This is a genomic window from Amycolatopsis sp. NPDC051128 (assembly GCF_040682715.1).
GTDB lineage: Bacteria > Actinomycetota > Actinomycetes > Mycobacteriales > Pseudonocardiaceae > Amycolatopsis.
Genome location: NZ_JBFBBN010000061.1, coordinates 40,437 through 59,118 on the forward strand (window position 1 = coordinate 40,437; position 18,682 = coordinate 59,118).

Below are 18,682 nucleotides of genomic sequence, written 5' to 3' on the forward strand. Positions count from 1 at the left end.
GGACGTCCCGCGCGGGACGTCCCCTTCCGTTCAAAAAGCTCAGCCGAGACGCTGGGCCAGCGCGTCGAGCTCGTCACGCAGCGACGCCGGCACCCGGTCGCCGATCTTGTCGAACCATTCCTCGATCAGCGGCAGCTCCTCGCGCCACTCCTCGGGCTTGACGTCCAGGGCCGCCTGGATGTCCTCGAGCGGCTCGGTGAGGCCCTCGGTGTCGAGGTCCTCGGCGCGCGGCACGAAGCCGACCGGCGTCTCGACGGCGTTGCCGCGGCCCTCGACCCGCTCGAGGACCCACTTGAGGATCCGCGAGTTCTCGCCGAAGCCCGGCCAGAGGAACCGGCCGTCGTCGCCGCGGCGGAACCAGTTGACGTAGAAGATCTTCGGCAGCTTGTTCGCGTCGGCGTTCTTGCCCAGGTTCAGCCAGTGCTTGAAGTAGTCACCGGCGTGGTAGCCGAGGAACGGCAGCATCGCCATCGGGTCGCGGCGCACGTTGCCGACCGCGCCGGCCGCCGCGGCGGTGGTTTCCGACGACATGGTGGCGCCCATGAACACGCCGTGCTGCCAGTCGCGGGCCTCGTTCACCAGCGGGACCGTGGTCTTGCGGCGGCCGCCGAACAGGATCGCCGAGATCGGCACGCCCTTCGGGTCGTCCCACTCCGGCGCGAGGATCGGGCACTGCGACATCGGCGTGCAGTAGCGCGAGTTCGGGTGGGCGGCCTTTTCCTTCGAGTCCGGCGTCCAGTCCTGCTGCTTCCACGACGTGGCGTGGGCGGGCTGGTTCTCCATGCCCTCCCACCAGATGTCGCCGTCGTCGGTGAGGGCGACGTTCGTGAAGACCGTGTTGCCCTTCTCGATCGTGCGCATCGCGTTCGGGTTGGTGTGCCAGTCGGTGCCCGGCGCGACGCCGAAGAAGCCGAACTCGGGGTTGACCGCGTACAGGCGGCCGTCCTCGCCGAAGCGCATCCAGGCGATGTCGTCGCCGAGGGTCTCGGCGCGCCAGCCCGGGATGGTCGGCTGCAGCATGGCCAGGTTGGTCTTGCCGCAGGCGCTCGGGAACGCGGCCGCGACGTAGTGGACCTTGTCCTCGGGCGAGATCAGCTTGAGGATCAGCATGTGCTCGGCGAGCCAGCCCTCGTCGCGCGCCATCACCGAAGCGATGCGCAGCGAGTAGCACTTCTTGCCCAGCAGGGAGTTGCCGCCGTAACCCGAGCCGTAGCTCCAGATCGCGCGCTCCTCGGGGAAGTGCGAAATGTACTTCGTTTCGTTGCAGGGCCAGGAACTGTCCTTCTCGCCCGGTTCGAGCGGGTGGCCGACCGAGTGCAGCGCGGGCACGAATTCACGCTCGGATCCGTCGGGCGCGACGAACTTCTCGAGCGCCGCCTTACCGGCGCGGGTCATCACGCGCATCGACGCGACAACGTAGGCGAAATCGGTGATTTCGATCCCCAGCTTGGGGTTCTCGTCACCGAGCGGGCCCATGCAGAACGGGATGACGTACATCGTGCGACCGCGCATCGAGCCACGGAACAGCTCGGTCATGGTGGCCTTCATCTCGGCCGGGTCCATCCAGTTGTTGGTCGGACCGGCGTCCTCGGGACGCTCCGAACAGATGAAGGTCCGGTCCTCGACGCGGGCGACGTCGTTCGGGTCGGAAGTGGCCCAGAAGGAGTTCGGCTTCGACTTGAGCTGCACGAACGTGCCGGCTTCGACCAGCTCCTGGTTGATCCTGGCGGCTTCTTCGGCTGACCCGTCGACCCACACCACGCGGTCCGGGGTGGTCAGCTCGGCGACCTCCCGGACGAAGGACAGCACGCCAGTGTGCGTCGTCGGCGCGGTGTCCAGTCCGGGGATGGCGACTGCGGTCATCTCTACTCCTGACTTCCGACGACAAAAGAACCCGCACCGGAACGACGCTGTCCTGGTGCGGGCCTCATTGCCGGCGACCGAATGGCTTCGCACACCGGCTGGCGAACCGGTATTGCGTGTTTTGGGATTCCCCGAGCGTAGCCGCATGACCGGCAGGTAACCGAGAGCTGACGTGTACGTTCTCTCACAAGAACGATAAGGGAATCGATTCAGACGTCACCGGAACGGGGTATTCGCCGAAAATCTTCCGGTGGGCGCAGTCACACTTGTGACCTGGTCGTTTTCATTTTCGACATGAAGAAAGCCCGGCGCTTGTGCGCCGGGCTTTCAAACTGTGACGTGGGTTACTTTTTCAGTTGGGTGAGATCCACTGCCCGGTGCCGGAGTCGATGCGCGCGACGCCTTCCAGCGTCTGCGTGCCGGCGCCGCCCCACTCGGCGTCGCCCGCCGGGTCGCCGGCCGGCTGCTCGCCGCCGGCGCCGCCGTCCATCAGCCCACTGGAGACCTCGGTCCACTGGCCGGGGCCGGAGTGCTCGAACGTCGTGGTCGAGCCGTCGGCGCCGGTCTGCACCGCGATGTCGGCTTCGCCGTCGCCGTCCTTGTCGGTGAAGGCGATCGTGCCGCCGCTCTTCGTCTCGACGATGACGGTGTCGTTGTGTCCGTCGTGGTCGGTGTCGATGGTCGCGACCCCCGCGTCCACCTCACCGTCCGGCAGGTCGGCGTGGATGTGGCCGCCGGAGCTGTCGTCCCGGCCACCGGTGTCGGAGTCGTCGTGGCCCCCGCCACCCGCCTCCACCCACTGGCCGCTCGCCTCGTCGTAGACAGCCTGCTCGACGACGTGCCCGGTCTCGTCCAGCACGGCGTACTGGTCGGCTTCGCCGTCGTGGTTGGTGTCGGTGAAGGCCTGGGCCGTGCCGTCGTCGTGTTCGATGATCGCGGTGTCGTTGACGCCGTCTTCGTTCAGGTCGTAGTTGACCTCGGCCTGGTACTCCTGGCCGTCGACGTGGACGGTCAACGCGTCCGGGTTGCCGGCCTCGGCGTCGCTGCCGCCACTCTCGTCGACCCACATGGAACTTCCCCCTTCGAACCGGGTAACACGTCTCCGACCTGCTGTCTGCGGGTATGACTCACCGTAGGCCCGTTCGGTTCCGCTTCACAACCGGACGGGTGCTCAGGCGGTCTTGTCCCGGAGGGCCCGGATGCGCGTCAGGAAGGCTTCGGCGCGCTCGCGGCCGTCGCTGACCTCCTTGAGCCGCTTCGACACGATCGCGATCTTCTTGGCACGCTCCTGCGCGCCCATCTTGATCGTCTTGTCGACTTCCTTCAGCTCGGCCTCGATCGCGTCGATGCGCCGGCCCAGCGCCTCGTCCAGCGCCATCGACAGCTGCTGCTCGGCCTCGATGAGCTGCTCGGCGACCAGCTGGTCGAGCGTCGAGCGCGCGTCCGCGATGGCCTCGACCAGCCACTGCTTCATGTGCTGCTTGTCGGCCGCGTGCTTGCGCGTGCGGGCCATCCACCAGCCGGCGCCGAGGCCGATGATGATCGTCGCGGGCAGCACCACGGGGTTGAGGATCGCGACGCCGGCCAGCGGCAGCGCGGCCACCTTGCCGGCGCCGACGCCCCCCGAGATGCCCATGAAGACGAGCAGCTTGTCTTCGGCCGTCGGTGGCTTCTTGTCCGGCGGGCGCAGCACCACCGGCGGACCGCCCGCCCTGGCGAACTGTGCCCGGATGACGTCGAGCTCTTCGGGGGAGAACAGCTCCGACAGCGAGACGTTGGTGACCTGGTTCAGTCGCTGCGAGAGCAGCATCGAGATCCGCTGCGACGTCGTCTGCAGCGCGATGTCGACCTGCTGCGGCAGCGCGGCCAGGTCGTCCCGCTTCGCCGCGTCGATCAGCTGGCGGAAGTGGGTCTGCGCGTCCCGCATCTGCCGGCTGCTCTCGTGCCCGACCTCGACGCGGGTGCGCTGCACCTCGCCGCGCAGCTTCAGCTGCCAGCCGCGGGTCGACGTCCGGCGCTCGGCCTGCAGCTGGTCACGGCGTTCGCGCAGCTGCTCCGCCTCGGCCTCGCCCGCGGACAGCGCCCGGCTCTCGGCCTGCAGCTTCGCCTTGAGCTCGCCCAGCGCGCTGGACAGCGCGCGCAGCGTGTTCGCCTCGCCGAGCATCGCCGAGCGGCCGACGAGGAGTTCCTGCAACGCGGCCTGCACCGCCGCGATGCCCGACTTCTCGCGCAGCATCGCGGCCATCTGCTCGTTGGGCGCCTTCGCCGCCGTCTCGAACATCCGCGCCGACACCGGGTGGAACACCGCGTCGGCGAAGCGGGGCGCGTGCTGGGCCAGCAGCTGCCGGTCAGCCGCCATGACCTCGCGCCAGCCGCGGAACATGTCCACCTTGGTCAGCGCGAACACCACGGTTTCGACGCGCTCGCCGACGTCACGCAGGAACTGCAGCTCGGTGGCGGTGAACGGCGCCGAGGCGTCGACGACGAACAGGAGCGCGGTCGCGCCCGCGGCGGCCTCCTTGGCGAGTTCGCCGTGCATCGAGTCGAGCCCGCCGACGCCCGGCGTGTCGACCAGCGAAAGCCGCTCCAGCAGCGGCACCGGCCCGGTGACCTCGACGTACCGCGGCGGAATCTGACCCGGCGGCAGCTCGTGCGCGGCGGACACCCAGTGGATCAGCTGACCCAGGTCGATCGGCACCGGCGCGAGCTGACCGGGGTAGCAGGCCTGCGCGCCCCACGCGTCGGCGTGGTCGAACACCAGGTAGGTGGCGGTGGCGACGTCGGCGTCCACAGGGGACAGTCCCGGCCGCGCGAGCAGCGCGTTGACCAGCGAGCTCTTCCCGCGGTTCGTCTCGCCGACGACCACGACGGACGGCTTCTTGGGCCGGGCCTTCCGGATGTCCTCGACCCACCTGGCGGCGGCCGGATCGGCGTCGCGGACGACGGTCAGCAGCTGGTCTCGCGCCGCCGCGACCTGCGTGGGCAGGCTCGGCGCGGTGGGCGCGCTCACGGGGTCTTCTTCGCGTAGACGGTGACGATCGGGGCCCGCAGCAGCCGGTCGTGGTCGGCGAAGCCGGTGACCTCGGTTTCCGCGACGACGCCGTCGAGCGCCGGGTCGTCGGTCGGGATCGCGCCGCCCGCCTCGTGGCGGGCCGGGTCGAACCGCTCGCCGTCGGGCCGCAGGGCCTGGACGCCGATCGCGGCGAGCCCTTCTTCGAGGCGTTCGACCACGCCACCGCTGCGGGCGCGGTCCAGCGCGTAGAGGCACATCTGGATCAAGGCCTGGCGATCGGCGAGGGCACGCTCGAGGGCGGCCGTCTTTTCGGGGGTTCCGGGTGGCAGAGCCCCCGGCTCGGGGCGAAGCCCCGACGAAGACACGGTCCCGACCTGCTGCTGCAAGGGGTGCACATCGGTGTCCGACGCGACGGACCCGCCGCCGGTTCCCTCCTTGCGAAACCACGCCATGCCGACAGTCTGGCGGATTCAGCCGCCGTCCGGGGACGAAACGGGACGAAGGAACCGGACCAGGATCGTCCGGAGAATCGCCAGTTCGGCGGCCCGATCGAGGTCCGGGTCGAGACTGGCCCGCGAAATGATCGCGTCGAGCAGCCCGGCGACCCAGCCGGCGGCCGCTCGCGAAGGGATGCCGGGGTCGATCAGCCCGGCGTCGGCAGCCTGCTCGACCAGCACGGCCAAGCCGTCGCGCAGGGCACCGTCGTTGCGGTGGATCAGGTGCGCGAACTCGTCGTCGCGGGCCGCCTGTGCGGCGGCCTCCAGGACCAGCCTGGCGACGGCGGGGTGCGCGAGCTGGCCGGCCAGCTCGGTGACGACGTCGAGCAGCGCGGCCCACGGGTCGTCCGCTTCCGCCGCCGCGGCCAGCCGGGCGGCGGTCTCCACGGCGTCTTCTTCGAAGATCGCCGTGAACACCGCGCGCTTGCTGGGGAAGTAGTGGAAGAGGCTGCCGGAGCTGATGCCCGCGGCCCGGCAGATGTCCGCGGTCGTCGTCCGCTCGAGGCCCTTTTCCGCGAAACACCCGGCAGCGGCGTCGACGATCGCGCGGCGCTTGGCCGCGTGCTTCGCCGGGTCGACCGTCCTCATCGCTCGACCGGCTCGTCCTGCCACGGGTAGCCGTGTTCGGTGAAGGCCGGCGCCAGCTCGTGGCCGCGGAGATCGGTCTTCTCCCTGGCGATCTCGCGGCCGTCGGTGGTGCGCAGGACGAGCTCCTTGCCGTCGAGGTAGACGGCCTCGAGGTCGGCCTCGATGCGGCGGGTCTTGTCGCCGCGGACCAGCGTGACGCGGGTCGGCGTGACCGTGACGACCAGGCGCTCGTGGGCCCAGATCGCGGCGAACACCAGGCCCAGCACCAGCCCGCCGGCGACCGCGGCCAACGTCGCCCACGGCTGCGGCAGCTTCGTGAGCACCTTGAACACACCCTGGAACGGGAAGGCGGGCAGGTCGCTGACCCACGCGGCGATGGCCCACACGCCCACGCCGAGCCCGGCGCCGAGCAGCGGACAGCCGATCCAGGACCCGGTGCGCAGCCACGACGGCTCGTCGACGGTCGTCTCCATGACGACCATTATTAGACCGCGCGCTCGGTTTATGAAAGCCGGGGTCTCAGACCAGCTCGTCGATCACCGCGCGAAGCACCGCCTCCAGGCCGGGACCGTCCTCGGCGAGCCGGGACGAAACGAGCAGCTGGTCGTCGGCCGTGCGCAACCAGATCGAACCGGCGACCGAGATCTCGATGACGTTCAGCCGGAACGGGTACGCGCGCCGCCCCTGCCGCACCTCGGCCTCGCGCACCAGCTGCCCGAGCCGTTCGCCCGCCACGATCTGGCGCCGGTAGAAGCCGGGCGCCCACGGGGTGCTGTCCGCCGGCTCGCCGGCGCCGCGCAGGGCGGGACCGCGGGCGTTGGCGAAGTGACTGGCCGCGGCCGTCGTGAAGAACTCGACCGCCTGCCGCATCGCCGAGCCCTGGGAGAGCGCGGGCCTGCCGTAGCGGGAGCGCGGGCTGCGCGGGTCCGGGTCCTCGCGGTTGCGGAGGTAGGCCAGCAGGTCGGTCCACCAGTCGGCCCACTGCGTCTGGACGGCCGCCCGGTCGATCTCGGGCGGGATGTGCACCGGAACCCGCGGCTCCACCGGCGGCAGCACCTGTCCTTCGGAAACGGACAAGGCGAGGGCGTCACGGATGTACAGCGCGACGTCGATCTCCGTCTCGCTGCTCCAGCCCGCTCGCCAGGATGTCGTGTTTTCTAGGCGCACGATTCCACAGTACGCGGCGGACCAGCACGTCAAGCCAAACTCGGCAAGCAGAAACAACTCAGCTTTGCGGTTCGCGGACCTGTTGCCAGATCAAGAAGTACGCCCGGTGCACGACGTGCGCGACGCGGCTCTGCGCGGGCGTCGCGCCGAAGGACGCGAACGAACGCCACCAACCCGCGCGTTCGAGCGCGTGCGCGGCCAGTTCCCGCCTCGGAGCGCCGGGCTTGCCGAGCTGGGCGCCGATGTCGGCGTTGCTGCCCACCCGCAGCACCTCCTCCGACAGGTCCTCCGGCATGTCGACCGCGCCGGACGCGACCAGCGTCAGCGCTTCGAGCAGCCGCAGCTGGTGGGCCTCGGGCTTGGCGAGCAGCACCTCGATGGCGTCGTGCACGCGCTGGCGCTCGGCCGGGTCGGCCGACGCGTGCGCGAGCGCGGTGACCGAGGCGAGAGCGGCGGCAGCCTTGATGCCGTCGGCGCGGGCGGCGAACACCACCGACAGCCGCTGTCGCACCGCTTCGAGGCCGGAAGCGTCGAGCAGCGAACGCCGCAGCGCACCCGCCGTGATCTCCGGTTCCTTGCGGATGGCCTCGACGGCGTGCGAGACGCCGAAGAGGTCGAGCTTCTCCAGCAGCCGCAGCCGGGTGCCGGCCGGGACGTCGCACTCCCAGCTGGTGAAGATGTCGGCCGAGATCAGCATGGTCTGCAGGACGTCGTCGTCGAGGTCGGCGAGCTGCCGCAGCGCCTCGGCGTCCGCGGAGGTGAACCCGCCGGACTCCGCGGACTCGGCGATCAGCCCGATCACCGGCAGCACGTCGGCGACGCGCGGCTTCAACGTCGAAGCCTGCTTCTCGGCGAGCAGGGTCGCGGCCTTCCAGACGTCGCTGCCCGCACCCTCGACGGACTCGGGCGCGATGGTGTCGGCCTTGTTGAGCACGGCGATCGCGTTGACCGGGCCCGCCTCCCGGCTGGCGGTGGCCGCGGTGAACGCGGCGAGGGCCTGCTGGTCGTCGGCGCGGACGCCCTGGGTGACGACGTAGAGCACGGCTTCCGCGCCGGCGACGGCGCTGCGCGAGGTGTCGTCGAGCTCGTCCGAGCCCTCTTCGTCGTCTTCTTCCTTGCGGTGTTTCGCCGCGCCGAGGAGCTGCTCGGTGCGGGACACCGAAGCGGCGTCGAGCGAGCCGAGACCCGGGGTGTCGATCACCGTCATGCCCTGCAGCACGGCGTTGGTCAGGTACGCCTCGATGTGCGACACCTGCTCGATGTCGACGCCCAGCTCCGCCGGGATCATCCCGTCGGCGGCGAAGGGGAGCACCTGCTTGCGGCCGTCGGTGAAGACGATCTCGACGCGGTCCACCGTGCCGTACTGGAACCGGGTCACCAGCCGCGTGCACTCGCCGATGTCGGTCGGCGCGACCCGGCGCCCGATCAGCGCGTTGACCAGCGTGGACTTGCCCGACTTGATCCGGCCGGCGACGGCGACCTGCAGCGGCGCGCCGAGCCGGCGCAGCACCTCCGCGAACCCGGCCGCGGTGCGCGCCGAGACCTGCGGCTGCAGGCGGTGACACAGGTTGGCCACCGACATCGACAGCGGGCCGGCGAGCCGGCCCTGCTCCGGTGACGTCACGGCCCCCAGTCCTCCCCGGTCGTACGGACAAACCCTGGTGAATCGTGCCATGTCCCTCATCCGTAGGTCGCACCGAAGGTCGTACCGCCGACCGACGCGCGGTCTTCACGACGCGACCTAGTGTTGTGTGGTGCGACGGCTGAGTCTCTGGATGCGTGCCCACCCCATGGCGGGCGACTCGGTGCTGGCCGTCCTGCTCGGCCTGGTCGACCTGCTGCTGTTCGCCGCGGACGGCCTGACCGAGATCCCGGAGCTGCCGCCCTGGTACGTCGCCGTGCCGGTGAACATCGCGATGGTCGCGCCGCTGGTGTTCCGGCGGAGGTCGCCGCTGTGGTCGGCGTACGTCGTGCTGGTGATCAGCACCGTGCACGCGACGCTGCTGCTCGGCATCGGCAGCGTCGCCGGGCTGGCGATGAGCATCTACTCGGTCGTCGTCTACGTCGGGCGGCGGCAGGGGCTGGTGTTCGTCGGCGCGGTCGTGGTCGCCTCGGCCCTGCAGCTGGCGCTGGACCAGACGGACGAGCTCGTGATCACGAGCCTGTTCCTCGCGTTCGGCATCGCCCTGTGCTGGACGCTCGGCGAGTTCGTCGGGGCGCGGCGCGCCTACGACGTGGAAGTGGAGGCCAGGTTGCACCTGCTCGAGACCGAACGGGACCAGGCCACCCGGATCGCGGTCGCGGAGGAGCGCGGGCGGATCGCGCGCGAGCTGCACGACGTCGTCGCCCACGCGGTGAGCGTGATGGTGGTGCAGGCCGACGGCGCGTCGTACGCGATCCAGAGCGACCCCGAGCTCGCTCAGCGGGCCCTGCAAACGATTTCCGAGACCGGCCGAGGCGCTCTCGGCGAGCTGCGGCGCCTCCTCGACGTGCTCCGCAGCGACGACGGCGACGGCGAACCCCGCGTGCCGCAGCCCGACGCGCACGCCCTCGCCGACCTGGCCGAGCGGATGCGCGCGTCGGGAGTTCCGGTGGAGCTGGAGATCGACGAGCTCGGCGACCTGCCCGCCGGCGTCTCGCTGGGGGTGTACCGGATCGTGCAGGAGTCGCTGACCAACACGCTCAAGCACGCCGGCCGCGGCGCGACCGCGGCGGTGCGGGTGCGCCGCACCGGCGACCTGGTGGAAGTCCTGGTGTCCGACGACGGCGCGGGCCGCGTCCCGCAGCTGGTCCCGGCCGGGCGGCGCGACCCGCGGCTCCCGGGCGGCAACGGCCTGATCGGCATGCGCGAGCGCGCGCACGTGTACGGCGGGACGCTGGAAGTGGGCCCGGCCGCGGGTGGTGGCTGGCAGGTCCGCGCGGCCCTGCCGGTTAGGTTGGCTCCGTGATCCGTGTGGTGGTCGTCGACGACCAGGAACTGATGCGCGTCGGGTTCCGGATGGTGCTGGGCGCGCAGGCCGACATCGACGTCGTCGGCGAGGCGGGCGACGGCGAGCAGGCCATCCGGATGGCCGACGAACTGCGCCCCGACGTCGTGCTCATGGACGTCCGGATGCCGGTGCTCGACGGCGTCGAAGCGACGAAGCGGATCGTCGCCGCCGGCACCGCGCGCGTGCTGGTGATGACGACGTTCGACCTGGACGAGTACGTCTATTCGGCGCTCCAGGGCGGCGCGAGCGGGTTCCTGCTCAAGGACACCCAGCCCGACCACCTGGTGTCGGCGCTGCGGGCGGTCGCCTCGGGTGACGCGGTGGTCTCGCCGTCGGTGACCCGGCGGCTGCTCGACCGCTTCGTCGGCACCGGCGGCTCGCCGATGCGGGACACCGCCGAGCTGGACGTGCTGACCGACCGCGAGCGCGAGGTGCTCGTCCTGATCGCCAAGGGCATGTCGAACCTGGAGATCGCGGACTCGCTGTTCCTCTCCGAGGCGACGGTGAAGACGCACGTCGGGCGGATCCTGGCGAAGCTGGAGCTGCGGGACCGGGTCCAGGCGGTGGTGCTGGCCTACGAAACCGGCCTCGCCCGCCCCGGCCTCGCCTGACGGAAGCTGCACTTTCCCTATGAAAGATGCGCGCCGAACCCCTCCGGACGCATCTTTCATAGGGAAAGTGATGACCGGACGGTCGCGACCACTCGCTTCGGATCGCCATACAAGTCAGCCTTGGTAACGATCACGAAGCGCCATCCCTCGGCCTCGATCGCGGCACGGCGCTGCGCGTCGAGGCGCGGCTGGATACCGTCGAGATGCCACTCGCCGTCGTACTCGACAGCCAGCTTCTGCGCAGGAAACGCCAGGTCAAGGCGGCCAAGGAAGCCACCTGACGCCGCTATGACGTCAACTTGGACCGCCGGCTTGAGCCCGGCGACGGTGAGCCACACGCGCAGCTCGGACTCGGGCACGCTCTCCGAGCGCGCGTCCACCAGCGCGACCGCTTTCCTGGCTCGCACCATTCCATTTTCACGGCGCGGTCCGAGATAGCGGCGAAGCTCGGCCAGGTCCACCAGCCCGCAGCCGAGGAAGGCGTCGAGGTAGCCGACAGTCCGGGGAAGCGAACGATGAAGCTTGGTGTTCGTGGCGACGTCCAACGCGAGCCGCAGAGGCGTGGCGAGCTGGATGTCACCCCACGGCTCGCTGTCGATCACTCGGCTGGTCCGGCGGATGTGCAGTCCGGCCTGCCGGTTGAACTTCAGGCGCTCGGGCACGACGAATTCGACCAAGTCCTGCGAACCGACCAGATCGAGACCCCAGACGGCCGCTGCCGAGCACCCGGTCAGGACGGCGCTGCTCGGGGCGAGCAGAGCAGCGGCCCGGCAGCGCATCGCGTGCGTGACTTCGGTCGTCGAAGCGACGTAGACGTTCCGGAACAAGCGGGTGAACGAGGGGGACCGCAAGTCGCACAACGTCAACGCCTCTTCGGCCACGGCGTGGCTGCCGATGAAGGGCTCGGCGAAGTCGACCAGGTCACTGTTACGAAGTCGGAACACCCTCCAAACCTGCGTCACGCCACCGACAACCAGCCCCGTCGAAGATCAACTACGGCTTGTTTGTCCACATCCCCCGAAATCCCTCCACAACCCCGCATCTTTCCTAGGGAAAGTGCCGTCGTGGAGCCCCAGGGCCGCCACTTTCATAGGGAAAGTGGCGGGTTTGGGTCAGCGGAAGGTGTCGGGTGGGGTGGTTGCCGGGTTCTTGCCCTGGTGGCGGACTTCGGTGAGCCAGCGGCCGAAGTCCGGCGGTCGCCGTCGATGTCGGTGTAGCCGTACTCCTTCATCAGGGTCCAGGACGCCAGGGTCTGGCCGGCGAAGCGGGAGACCTCGGGGTCTTTGGCCAGTGCCGCGACGCCGCGGGCCAGCAGGTACGGCGTCTCGGAGATCTTGAAGTCGGCCGGGGCGAGCTTGCCGACCGCGTCGCGCCAGTTCTCCTCGGTGACCTCGAAGTGGTCCAGCATCGACTCCGAGCGCAGAAAGCCCGGCGTCACGGCCAGGCCGACGCAGTCGTTCTTCTTCAGCTCGACGCCGAGGGCGCGGCCGAGCGCGCGGATGCCGCACTTGGCCAGGTAGTACGGCAGGCCCGCGCCGACGTAGTCGTCGTTGTCGCCGTCGGTCACCTCCAGGACCAGGCCGCGCCGGGCCACCACCAGCGGCAGGAGCCGGTGCAGGGCGATGAGGTGCGTGTCGAGCGCGTTGTGCGTCAGGTTCAGCGCGTCTTCCAGCGGCGTCTCCCAGAACGGCGCGTCGAAGTGGAAGTACATGTCACCGCCCCAGACGTCGTCGACCAGGACGTCGATTCCGTCCACTTCGGACTCGATACGCGCCTTGAGAGCGTCCACATCGGACACCGAGGTGAAGTCGCAGCGGACGACGACGGCCTTGCCGCCCGCCGCCTCCACCAGCTCGCCCGTCTCCTCGATCGTCTCCGGGCGCTTCATCGGCGACACCGTTTCGCGTGTCGTGCGGCCGGTGACGTACACCGTCGCGCCGGCGCGGCCCAGTTCCACCGCGATCGCCCGCCCGCAGCCCCTCGTCGCCCCGGTGACCACCGCGACCTTGCCCCGCAAACTCAGTGTTGATGATTCGTTCGCAGACTCACTCATGCGTCCTCCCGTTCCCGCCACGCGGCCAGCACCGCGTCGACGTCCTCCGCCAGCCGGTCGGCCAGCCGCCCGTGCGGCCGGATCGACCAGTCGATCGACACCCCGTTGATGACCCCGAGCACCGCACGGGCCGCCCGCGGCACGCTCGGCGCGTGCGGCAGCGCCGGAGCCGCCGCCCGCACGAGCCGCCGCAGTTCTTCCTCGACCGCCGTGAAGTGCTCGCCCAGCAGCGACCGCAGCACCGGGTCGCCGATGTCCACGCCGAGCTGGCCCAGGTGGTTCGCCGCCTCTTCGGCGTCACCGAGCCCCGCGTAGACCGACACCGCCGCGGCGCGCAGGCCGTCGACCGGGTCGTCCGCCCGCATCGCGCACGCCCGCATCTGCTCGACCGCCCGCCGCGTGGCCCGCCGGCTCATCGCCTGCAACAGGCCGCTTTTCGAGCCGAACCGCTGCGCGACCGTGCCGACCGAGACGCTCGCCTCGGCGGCCACCTGCGCCAGCGTGAAACCCGGGCCACAGCGGCCGATCACGGTCTCCGCCGCGGCCAGCAACCGCTCGTCGGTGATGCTCTTCGGCCGGGCCACCCAGTTATTGAACCACGGTTCACTAATGACCGCGAATCAGGGTCGACTCAGGGTCATCACGGATCGCGCATCAGCCGAAGAACCAGCAAGGTACTACTCAGGTAGGGGGACCGGTTCGACCTCCAGGGTGACGCGCGAACCATCCCCGACCCGCGACGATGAACTCGTCGTAAGCGAGGGGCGGAAGAGGAGCAGTCATGATCGAGGCAACCGGCCTCACCAAGCGGTACGGGAAAACACTGGCGGTGAACAACCTGTCGTTCTCCGTGGCCGCGGGTCAGGTCACCGGCTTCCTCGGCCCGAACGGGGCGGGCAAGTCCACCACCATGCGCATGATCCTGGGCCTGGACAACCCGACGGGCGGCCAGGTCACCATCGGGGGCAAGAAGTACCACGACCTCAAGGAGCCGCTGCGCACCGTCGGCGCGCTGCTCGACGCGAAGTGGGTGCACCCCAACCGCTCGGCGCGCGCCCACCTGCAGTGGATGGCGAAGTCCAACCGCATTCCGGCCGCCCGCGTCGACGAGGTCCTCGAGACGGTCGGCCTCACCAGCGTCGCCGGCAAGCGCGCCGGCGGGTTCTCGCTCGGCATGTCGCAGCGGCTCGGCATCGCGGCCGCCCTGCTCGGCGACCCCGAGGTGCTGCTGTTCGACGAGCCGGTGAACGGCCTCGACCCCGAGGGCATCCTCTGGATCCGGAAGTTCATGCACCGGCTGGCCGAGGAAGGCCGCACCGTCTTCGTCTCCTCGCACCTGCTTTCGGAGATGGCGCTGACCGCGAGCAACCTCGTGGTGATCGGCCGGGGACAGCTGATTTCGCAGTCGTCCACCGAAGACTTCGTCTCCCGCGCAGCCGAAAACACGGTGAAGGTGCGTTCTCCGCAGCTGGCCGAGCTGCGGGACGCCCTGCAGCGCGCCAGCGCCGAGGTCACCGGGGACGACAAGGCGCTCGTGGTGTCCGGAATGGACAGCGACAAGATCGGCGAGATCGCCGCCGCCAACCGGATCGTGCTGCACGAGCTGAGCCCGCAGACCGGGTCGCTCGAGCAGGCCTTCATGCAGATCACCGGCGACTCCGTCGAGTACCACACCGGCCTCGACGCCGAGGCGCAGCACGTGCTCGAGTCCGCCAAGTAAACGGGGAAACCAAGATCATGAACCTGCTCGCGGTCGAACGCATCAAGCTGTTCAGCACCCGCTCACCGTGGTGGTGCGCGCTCATCACCCTGGCACTGACCATCGGCTTCGCCGCCATCATCGCCGGCGCGTCGCCCGCCGACCAGCCGATCAACGTGTCCGCCACCCAGTTCGGCGGCTCCCAGTTCGGCATCGCCGTCGTCATGGTGCTCGCCGCGCTCGCGGTGACCACCGAATACCGCTTCAACACCATCCGCACGACGTTCCAGGCCGTGCCGCACCGCTCGCCGGCGCTGGTCGCCAAGGCGGTCGTCGTCGCGCTCGCCGCACTGGTCATCGGCGAGATCGCCGCGTTCGGCGCGCTGGGCCTCGGCATGCTCATGCGGCCGAACGACGGCCTCGGCCTGCACACCACGCAGGACTGGCTGAACGTCGCCGGGATGGGACCGGTGTTCGCCATCAGCGCCGTGCTGGCGGTCGCGCTCGGCATCCTGATCCGGCACAGCGCCGGCGCCATCGCGCTGCTGCTCATCTACTACTTGGCCGTCGAAGAGCTGGTGCAGCTGATCCCGAAGATCGGGCACACCATCCACGAGTGGCTGCCGTTCAACGTGGCGAACAAGTTCCTGCGCGGCTCGGCCGTCGGGGGCGGCGACGGCCCGCCGCCCTCGGACGCGCCGCTGAGCCCGGGCTGGGCGTTGGCCTACTTCGCCGGGATCGCCATCGTGTTCCTGCTCGTCGCGCTCGGGGTCGCGAAGAAGCGGGACGCCTGAGGGGAAACAGGGGAAAACGGGAATCCGGGTCGCGCTGTCGGGGGGCGACCCGGATTCCCGTTTCGCAGTAGGCTCCCGGTGACGGACGGGGGAGCCCATGATCGAAGCGAGCACACTGACCAAGAGGTACGGCGTCACCACGGCGGTCAACGAGCTGACCTTCACCGCGCGGTCGGGACGCGTCACCGGCTTCCTCGGCCCGAACGGCGCCGGCAAGTCCACGACGATGCGGCTCATCCTCGGCCTCGACACGCCCGACTCGGGCACGGTGCACATCGACGGCGTCCCGTACCGGCGGCTGAAAGATCCACTCAGGACGGTTGGCGCGATGCTGGACGCCACCTGGCGCCACCCCGGCCGCAGCGGGCGCGCCCACCTGCGCTGGCTGGCCGCGACCAACGGCATTCCGGACAAGCGCGTCGAAGAGGTCCTCGCGCTGGTCGGGCTGACGAGCGTCGGCGATACCCGCGTCCTGCAGTACTCGCTCGGCATGCAGCAGCGGCTCGGGATCGCCGCCGCGATGCTCGGCGACCCGCGCGTGCTGCTGTTCGACGAGCCGGTGAACGGCCTCGACCCCGAGGGCATGGTCTGGATCCGGCAGCTGCTGCACTCGCTGGCCGCCGATGGCCGGACCGTGTTCGTGTCCAGCCACCTGCTGCCCGAGATGGCGCAGACCGCGCAGGACCTGGTGGTGATCGGCCGCGGCAGGCTGATCTACCAGGGCACCATGGACGAGTTCGTGGCGCGCACGAACGAACACGGAGTGCGCGTGCGCACGCCGCACGTGGCCGAGCTGCGCGCCGCGCTCACCGGGCAGGCCGAGTTCACCGAAGACGGCGGCGCCTTCGTGGTGTCCGGATTGGACAGTGACCGGATCGGGCAGCTCGCCTTCGACGCCGGCGCGACACTGCACGAGCTGAGCCCGATCAGCGGCTCGCTCGAGCAGGCCTACCTCGACCTCACCCGCGAAGCCGTCGAGTTCCCCGCCGCGGCCATGGCATCCCCCGTGTCCGTGGCATCTGTGTCGCCTGTGTCGTCTGTGTCGCCTGTGTCGTCTTCGGAGGTCGCGAAGTGACGACGTCGGCAAACCTGCTCCGCGCCGAGCGCATCAAGCTCTTCAGCACCCGGGCGCCGTGGTGGTGCCTGGGAATCGCGCTCATCGCTCCCCTCGGCTTCACCGCGCTGTTCTTCGCGCTGGCCGGGCCGGACATCCCGGCGACCGTCGGCAACACCCAGCTCGCGAGCGGCAACGGCCGGACCGTGCTGCTCGTCCTGGCGGTGCTCGCGACGGCGTCGGAGTTCAACTGGGGCACGATGCGGCTGACGTTCCAGGCGGTGCCCAGCCGGGTGCCCGCGCTGCTGGCGAAGGCGGTGGTGGTCAGCGCGGTCGGGGCGGTGCTCGGGCTGGTCGTCGGCTTCGGCTCGTGGGGGCTGGCGTCGCTGGTGCGGCCGGACGCCGACCTCTCGCTGCACACAGCCGCGGACTGGCGCTCGGTGCTCGGGCAGGCCTTGGTCTTCCTGCTCACCGCGGTGGCCGGGGTCGGCGTCGCGCTGCTGGTGCGCAGCGTCGCCTTCGCGCTGACAGCGATCCTCGTGTGGACACAGCTGATCGAAGGCTTGGTTTTCCTCATCCCCGGCGCAGGCAAGCACATCTACCCGTGGATGCCGTTCCACGCCGCCGACGAGTTCGTCGGGGCCGGCGGGTTCTCCGCGGGGCCGCTGCAGCTGCCGTCGGCCGCGCTCGGCCCGTGGGGCTACCTCGGTTACTTCGCGGCGATCAGCGTTGCCCTGTTCGTGGCCGGCGTCCTCGTCACGGCACGGCGTGACGCCTGAGAGTGACCGGGGTCTCGCTGCCTCAATAATCTCTGTTAAGAGACGATGAAGTGGCTGTGGCCTCTCTCACAGGCACCGGACATACTCTTATGACCAGGCAATATTCGTAAGTGAGCGAACCGGACCCGTCTGAGCTCCCCTGGAGGTGATCCTTGGCGGTGGACACCGGTCAAGAATTGGGCAGCACGATTCCCCGAGCCCGCGTCGAAGACGACGCTCCCCGGCTCGAACCCATGTTGGATCTCGAATGGTCGCGGGCGATCGAACTCCCGCAGACCGCCATGGCGGGGTCGACGCCCGCGGAACTCCGGCGGGCGTGGGTGCACCGCGCACCCGAAGACACCGTCCTGGCCCTGTATCGCGCCTCGGCCGGGATGGCGGGACCGATCCCTGCGCCGTGGTGGTTGCGCGCGATGGCGGACGGCAAGCTCGATTCGCGGGAACAGGGTTTCCGCGTCGAGGATCGGATCGCGCAACTGCTCGGCAGACGCCCGGGCTGGGAATTCGTCCCGTGGGCCGCGGACGGCGAATCCGGCTACTGGGAGTTCATGCCGTCCGAACGCGGGAAATCGGGCCACGCGATTCCCACGACGGTGATGAACACCGACCGGCACCTCGGCTGGATCGACGTCCTGCCCGCGCACACCGGGCGGACGCCGGACCCGATCGCGGTCGCCGGGCTGGCCGGTCTGCGGTCTCGCCTCGGGGTGTTCGAAGCCGTTCGCTGATCCGCCTTCCTCCCCACCACCCTCAACGGAGGCGCTTCGCACCCAGCTACATTCCGAGAGTGGAGAATCAGGACCAGCCCCGGCTGCGCAGCGTGGTCAGTTTCGTCAACCGCGGTGGCCGGATGACCGTCGGGCAGCAGCGGGCGTGGGAAGAGCACTGGCCGAAGCTGGGCCGCGCGGTCGGTGAGCTGCCCGAGGGGCCGCTGGACTTCGCCGCGTGGTTCGGCCGCGAGGCGCCGGTGCTGCTCGAGATCGGCTCCGGCATGGGCGAGACGACTTCGCAGCTGGCCGCCGCGGCGCCGGAGCTGAACTACGTCGCGGCCGAGGTCTACGAACCGGGCCTCGGCCAGTTGATGCTGCGCGCCGAAAAGCTCGGCGTCGAGAACCTGCGGCTGCTGCACGGCGACGCCGTCGTGCTGCTGACCGAGCACGTCGAGCCGGGGTCGCTGCACGGCGTGCGGCTGTTCTTCCCCGATCCGTGGCCGAAGAAGAAGCACCACAAGCGGCGGATCGTGCAGCCGTCGTTCGCCGCGCTCGTGGCGTCGCGGCTCGCTCCGGGCGGCACCTTCCACCTGGCGACCGACTGGGAGAACTACGCCGAGCAGATGCTGGACGTCTGCTCGGGCGAACCCACGCTGCGGAATCGGTACGCCGACGAGCCGGGCGGCTGGGCGCCGCGGCCGGAATGGCGGCCGGTGACCAAGTTCGAGCAGCGCGCGGACGTCGAAGGCCGCGTCTCGCACGACCTGATCTTCGAAAAGCGGTCGTGAGTGAGAAACAGTGTTCTTAGAAACTAATTCGTTCTGTCGAACTAAAGAGTGGGCTAAGCTGGACGCTGTGTCAAGC

18 protein-coding genes and 1 pseudogene are annotated in these 18,682 nt (G+C 70.0%); 8 read left to right on the forward strand and 11 right to left on the reverse strand.

Annotated features, from left to right (window positions below; genetic code table 11):
* Nucleotides 1–39: 39 nt before the first annotated feature.
* The 8 genes from AB0M82_RS39800 to AB0M82_RS39835 form a co-directional block, all read right to left on the reverse strand.
* Nucleotides 40–1,863, reverse strand: coding sequence for a phosphoenolpyruvate carboxykinase (GTP) (locus AB0M82_RS39800; protein WP_364733754.1), 1,824 nt, complete (start codon nucleotides 1,861–1,863; stop codon nucleotides 40–42).
* A gap of 352 nt (nucleotides 1,864–2,215) precedes the next feature.
* On the reverse strand, nucleotides 2,216–2,932 hold the full coding sequence (locus tag AB0M82_RS39805; RefSeq protein ID WP_364733756.1) for a hypothetical protein: 717 nt from the start codon (nucleotides 2,930–2,932) through the stop codon (nucleotides 2,216–2,218).
* Between the two features lie 102 nt (nucleotides 2,933–3,034).
* Nucleotides 3,035–4,873, reverse strand: a complete 1,839-nt coding sequence (locus AB0M82_RS39810; protein ID WP_364733759.1) for a dynamin family protein — start codon at nucleotides 4,871–4,873, stop codon at nucleotides 3,035–3,037.
* Entirely contained in the window at nucleotides 4,870–5,328 is a 459-nt protein-coding gene (gene grpE / locus AB0M82_RS39815; protein WP_364733762.1) for a nucleotide exchange factor GrpE, read from the reverse strand. The genes AB0M82_RS39810 and grpE overlap by 4 nt, the downstream gene beginning before the upstream one ends.
* 18 nt (nucleotides 5,329–5,346) lie before the next feature.
* Nucleotides 5,347–5,961, reverse strand: coding sequence for a TetR/AcrR family transcriptional regulator (locus AB0M82_RS39820; protein ID WP_364733764.1), 615 nt, complete (start codon nucleotides 5,959–5,961; stop codon nucleotides 5,347–5,349).
* The gene (locus tag AB0M82_RS39825) at nucleotides 5,958–6,434 is read right to left on the reverse strand and encodes a hypothetical protein (RefSeq protein WP_364733767.1); all 477 of its coding nucleotides are present in this window, start codon (nucleotides 6,432–6,434) and stop codon (nucleotides 5,958–5,960) included. The genes AB0M82_RS39820 and AB0M82_RS39825 overlap by 4 nt, the downstream gene beginning before the upstream one ends.
* 46 nt (nucleotides 6,435–6,480) lie before the next feature.
* Nucleotides 6,481–7,128: a hypothetical protein gene (locus AB0M82_RS39830; RefSeq protein WP_364733769.1), complete on the reverse strand. Its 648-nt coding sequence runs from the start codon at nucleotides 7,126–7,128 to the stop codon at nucleotides 6,481–6,483.
* Nucleotides 7,129–7,186: 58 nt separating this feature from the next.
* Entirely contained in the window at nucleotides 7,187–8,710 is a 1,524-nt protein-coding gene (locus tag AB0M82_RS39835) for a dynamin family protein (protein ID WP_364733794.1), read from the reverse strand.
* A gap of 208 nt (nucleotides 8,711–8,918) precedes the next feature.
* Here AB0M82_RS39835 and AB0M82_RS39840 point away from each other — a divergent pair, with 208 nt between their 5' ends.
* A complete protein-coding gene (locus tag AB0M82_RS39840) occupies nucleotides 8,919–10,076 on the forward strand; it encodes a sensor histidine kinase (RefSeq protein WP_364733796.1) in 1,158 nt (385 codons plus the stop codon).
* On the forward strand, nucleotides 10,073–10,729 hold the full coding sequence (locus AB0M82_RS39845; protein ID WP_364733774.1) for a response regulator transcription factor: 657 nt from the start codon (nucleotides 10,073–10,075) through the stop codon (nucleotides 10,727–10,729). Before AB0M82_RS39840 ends, AB0M82_RS39845 begins: the two co-directional genes overlap by 4 nt.
* A gap of 56 nt (nucleotides 10,730–10,785) precedes the next feature.
* Here AB0M82_RS39845 and AB0M82_RS39850 read toward each other — a convergent pair whose 3' ends face one another.
* The 3 genes and pseudogenes from AB0M82_RS39850 to AB0M82_RS39860 all read right to left on the reverse strand — a co-directional run bounded on the left by AB0M82_RS39850 (nucleotide 10,786) and on the right by AB0M82_RS39860 (nucleotide 13,366).
* Nucleotides 10,786–11,673, reverse strand: a complete 888-nt coding sequence (locus AB0M82_RS39850) for a hypothetical protein (protein WP_364733776.1) — start codon at nucleotides 11,671–11,673, stop codon at nucleotides 10,786–10,788.
* 168 nt (nucleotides 11,674–11,841) lie between these two features.
* A pseudogene (locus AB0M82_RS39855) lies at nucleotides 11,842–12,782 on the reverse strand (SDR family NAD(P)-dependent oxidoreductase).
* A complete protein-coding gene (locus tag AB0M82_RS39860) occupies nucleotides 12,779–13,366 on the reverse strand; it encodes a TetR family transcriptional regulator (protein ID WP_364733779.1) in 588 nt (195 codons plus the stop codon). The pseudogene AB0M82_RS39855 and the gene AB0M82_RS39860 overlap by 4 nt, the downstream one beginning before the upstream one ends.
* Nucleotides 13,367–13,563: 197 nt before the next feature.
* Between AB0M82_RS39860 and AB0M82_RS39865 the strand changes: the two genes are divergently transcribed.
* The 6 genes from AB0M82_RS39865 to trmB all read left to right on the forward strand — a co-directional run bounded on the left by AB0M82_RS39865 (nucleotide 13,564) and on the right by trmB (nucleotide 18,606).
* Complete coding sequence (locus tag AB0M82_RS39865) at nucleotides 13,564–14,502, forward strand: ABC transporter ATP-binding protein (RefSeq protein ID WP_364733782.1); 939 nt, start codon at nucleotides 13,564–13,566, stop codon at nucleotides 14,500–14,502.
* Nucleotides 14,503–14,519: 17 nt separating this feature from the next.
* Complete coding sequence (locus AB0M82_RS39870; RefSeq protein ID WP_364733784.1) at nucleotides 14,520–15,275, forward strand: ABC transporter permease; 756 nt, start codon at nucleotides 14,520–14,522, stop codon at nucleotides 15,273–15,275.
* 97 nt (nucleotides 15,276–15,372) lie between these two features.
* The gene (locus AB0M82_RS39875) at nucleotides 15,373–16,350 is read left to right on the forward strand and encodes an ATP-binding cassette domain-containing protein (protein WP_364733787.1); all 978 of its coding nucleotides are present in this window, start codon (nucleotides 15,373–15,375) and stop codon (nucleotides 16,348–16,350) included.
* Nucleotides 16,347–17,108 carry a hypothetical protein gene (locus AB0M82_RS39880; protein WP_364733789.1) on the forward strand — a complete coding sequence of 254 codons (762 nt, stop codon included), beginning with the start codon at nucleotides 16,347–16,349 and terminating at the stop codon, nucleotides 17,106–17,108. Before AB0M82_RS39875 ends, AB0M82_RS39880 begins: the two co-directional genes overlap by 4 nt.
* 176 nt (nucleotides 17,109–17,284) lie before the next feature.
* Complete coding sequence (locus tag AB0M82_RS39885) at nucleotides 17,285–17,836, forward strand: hypothetical protein (RefSeq protein WP_364733799.1); 552 nt, start codon at nucleotides 17,285–17,287, stop codon at nucleotides 17,834–17,836.
* 59 nt (nucleotides 17,837–17,895) lie between these two features.
* Nucleotides 17,896–18,606: a tRNA (guanosine(46)-N7)-methyltransferase TrmB gene (gene trmB, locus AB0M82_RS39890; protein ID WP_364733791.1), complete on the forward strand. Its 711-nt coding sequence runs from the start codon at nucleotides 17,896–17,898 to the stop codon at nucleotides 18,604–18,606.
* The last annotated feature ends 76 nt before the right edge of the window (nucleotides 18,607–18,682 follow it).

Excerpts from the sequence above, each read along its gene's own strand:
- AB0M82_RS39835 (WP_364733794.1), bottom strand. The coding sequence starts at position 8,710 with ATGTCGGTGGCCAACCTGTGTCACCGCCTGCAGCCGCAGGTCTCGGCG.
- AB0M82_RS39800 (WP_364733754.1), bottom strand. The coding sequence starts at position 1,863 with ATGACCGCAGTCGCCATCCCCGGACTGGACACCGCGCCGACGACGCAC.
- AB0M82_RS39865 (WP_364733782.1), top strand. The coding sequence starts at position 13,564 with ATGATCGAGGCAACCGGCCTCACCAAGCGGTACGGGAAAACACTGGCG.
- AB0M82_RS39805 (WP_364733756.1), bottom strand. The coding sequence starts at position 2,932 with ATGTGGGTCGACGAGAGTGGCGGCAGCGACGCCGAGGCCGGCAACCCG.
- AB0M82_RS39820 (WP_364733764.1), bottom strand. The coding sequence starts at position 5,961 with ATGAGGACGGTCGACCCGGCGAAGCACGCGGCCAAGCGCCGCGCGATC.
- AB0M82_RS39875 (WP_364733787.1), top strand. The coding sequence starts at position 15,373 with ATGATCGAAGCGAGCACACTGACCAAGAGGTACGGCGTCACCACGGCG.
- AB0M82_RS39870 (WP_364733784.1), top strand. The coding sequence starts at position 14,520 with ATGAACCTGCTCGCGGTCGAACGCATCAAGCTGTTCAGCACCCGCTCA.
- grpE (WP_364733762.1), bottom strand. The coding sequence starts at position 5,328 with ATGGCGTGGTTTCGCAAGGAGGGAACCGGCGGCGGGTCCGTCGCGTCG.
- AB0M82_RS39840 (WP_364733796.1), top strand. The coding sequence starts at position 8,919 with ATGGCGGGCGACTCGGTGCTGGCCGTCCTGCTCGGCCTGGTCGACCTG.
- AB0M82_RS39825 (WP_364733767.1), bottom strand. The coding sequence starts at position 6,434 with ATGGAGACGACCGTCGACGAGCCGTCGTGGCTGCGCACCGGGTCCTGG.